This window comes from Exiguobacterium sp. A1_3_1 (assembly GCF_048985645.1).
Taxonomy (GTDB): Bacteria; Bacillota; Bacilli; order Exiguobacteriales; family Exiguobacteriaceae; genus Exiguobacterium_A; species Exiguobacterium_A indicum.
This window is the reverse complement of the sequence record NZ_WBYY01000288.1, coordinates 1-1,782: the sequence shown is the minus strand read 5'-3', so window position 1 is coordinate 1,782 and position 1,782 is coordinate 1. Positions and strand designations below refer to the sequence as shown.

The following is a 1,782-nucleotide window of genomic DNA, read 5'->3' as shown; positions in this document are numbered from 1 at the left end:
CCTGATCATCGTCGGTGGCGGCATCACGGGACAAGATGATAAACAAGAGACAGCGTCAACGATGCACCGGATGCTGCAAGAGGCGTAAATGACACATATTCAAACGATTATCGAAGAACTGACTTCGACGGTTGAAGCAATCGATGCGACCGAGACGAAAGAACTGGAAGACGCTGTGCTGCAAGCGAACCGAATCTTTCTCGCAGGAGCTGGTCGTTCCGGCTTGATGGGGAAAGCGTTCGTCATGCGGCTAATGCACATGGGACTCGACGCTTATGTCGTCGGTGAGACGGTCACAGCGAACTTGCGCGACGGTGACTTGTTGATCGTCGGTTCCGGATCGGGTGAGACGAAAACGTTGGTACCAATCGTCGAGAAAGCACAGCAACTTGGTGGAACGGTTGCCGTCGTCACGATCAATCCGACGTCGACGTTAGCACGATTAGCCGACTTGGTCGTCCAATTGCCTGGAGTTCCGAAAGAACAAACGGCATCAGCGGACGAGACGGTTCAACCGATGGGCTCGTTGTTCGAACAGACGATGTTGTTGTTCTATGATGGCTTGATTCTGCAGATCATGGAAGACAAACAGCTCGATTCGCAAACGATGTACGGGAAACATGCCAACTTAGAATAGATAAACCAGAAGACCGGTAGACGTATGCGATACGTTTACCGGTCTTCTTTGACTTGATTTTTAATAAAACATTTCCTGTTTGTGCGAATTTATTCGGATACTAGCAGGTATCGACCTGCCATACTAAAAGAAGTAAAGGTAAGTAAAGGTAAGTAAAGGTATGGTAAGGGGGAGGAAAAATGCGTTTTACGAAGTCGATGACAACTATTGTATTGATCAGTAGTTGCGTCTTATCGGGGTGTACAATGGAGACGAAAGAACATGCTGTAAAACCATCTGCAGAAGTTGCATCTGTGAAACCAACTAAAGGACAAAAGGAAGTCGAAGAAATTTTAATTAAAGAGCCCTCCGTCGATGCAGATACACCAGGCAAAGCGAGCGTCGAGCAAATACAGCTGACCTATAAAAACGGACAAACCGCCGTACCGACTAATGATGATATCTTGTCGGAAGCGATTCTTGGTCAAAAAGCGATTGTCACGCTGCAGTCTCCGGAAGGACCACATCATTACATCGTTTTGTTTTATGAACAGTCTGATCGCTGGATATTAACTGGTGTTCTTCCTGCGACAGGACCTGTTACAACGGAACGCTCGGAATCACGTGGCTTGAAGCTCCCATTTTCGACATTTACAACGAACGAAATGAGTTGGAGTGATGCGGAAGACGCGCCAATCACATGGACGTTTGCTGGAAAAGAATCAATCCTTACGGTTTCGAAGCTCCCGCAGCAACCGATGGACAGCAAACCGTCGGAGGTCGTGACATTGGCGAATGGAATAGAAGCTTACGTCCATGAGACGAAGCGGGAAGCTAGCTTGTCTTATCAGGACAGCGAACAGACGGTTCTGTTAGCCGGTAACGTATCAGTTGATCGTCTTAAAATACTTGCGGCATCACTGCCATCCGTCACGTCAGGATCGTTTCCGTATGGGGGAACAGAATAAAAAAATCGCGCGCTTCACACAACTCCCGTCAGAGTAAGTGAAGCGCGCAATCTTTTATCTATTTCCGTTGTTACCATTTGAAATCAAAATCAGCACCGACATCTTTTGCGAGATGGGCATCTGATCCATAGACGAGCGGAATCGATAACGACTGCGTGACTTGCAGGAGTTCCGGGTAAGGATAGGAACTGTCTCTTA

At 47.6% G+C, this 1,782-nt stretch carries 2 protein-coding genes; both read left to right on the top strand.

What is annotated here, in order from left to right; translation table 11 throughout:
* Window positions 1-88: 88 nt before the first annotated feature.
* On the top strand, window positions 89-637 hold the full coding sequence (gene hxlB / locus F8N00_RS17795; RefSeq protein WP_336449029.1) for a 6-phospho-3-hexuloisomerase: 549 nt from the start codon (window positions 89-91) through the stop codon (window positions 635-637).
* Window positions 638-816: 179 nt separating this feature from the next.
* Entirely contained in the window at window positions 817-1,584 is a 768-nt protein-coding gene (locus tag F8N00_RS17790) for a hypothetical protein (protein WP_058713830.1), read from the top strand.
* The last annotated feature ends 198 nt before the right edge of the window (window positions 1,585-1,782 follow it).

Excerpts from the sequence above, each read along its gene's own strand:
- hxlB (WP_336449029.1), top strand. The coding sequence starts at position 89 with ATGACACATATTCAAACGATTATCGAAGAACTGACTTCGACGGTTGAA.
- F8N00_RS17790 (WP_058713830.1), top strand. The coding sequence starts at position 817 with ATGCGTTTTACGAAGTCGATGACAACTATTGTATTGATCAGTAGTTGC.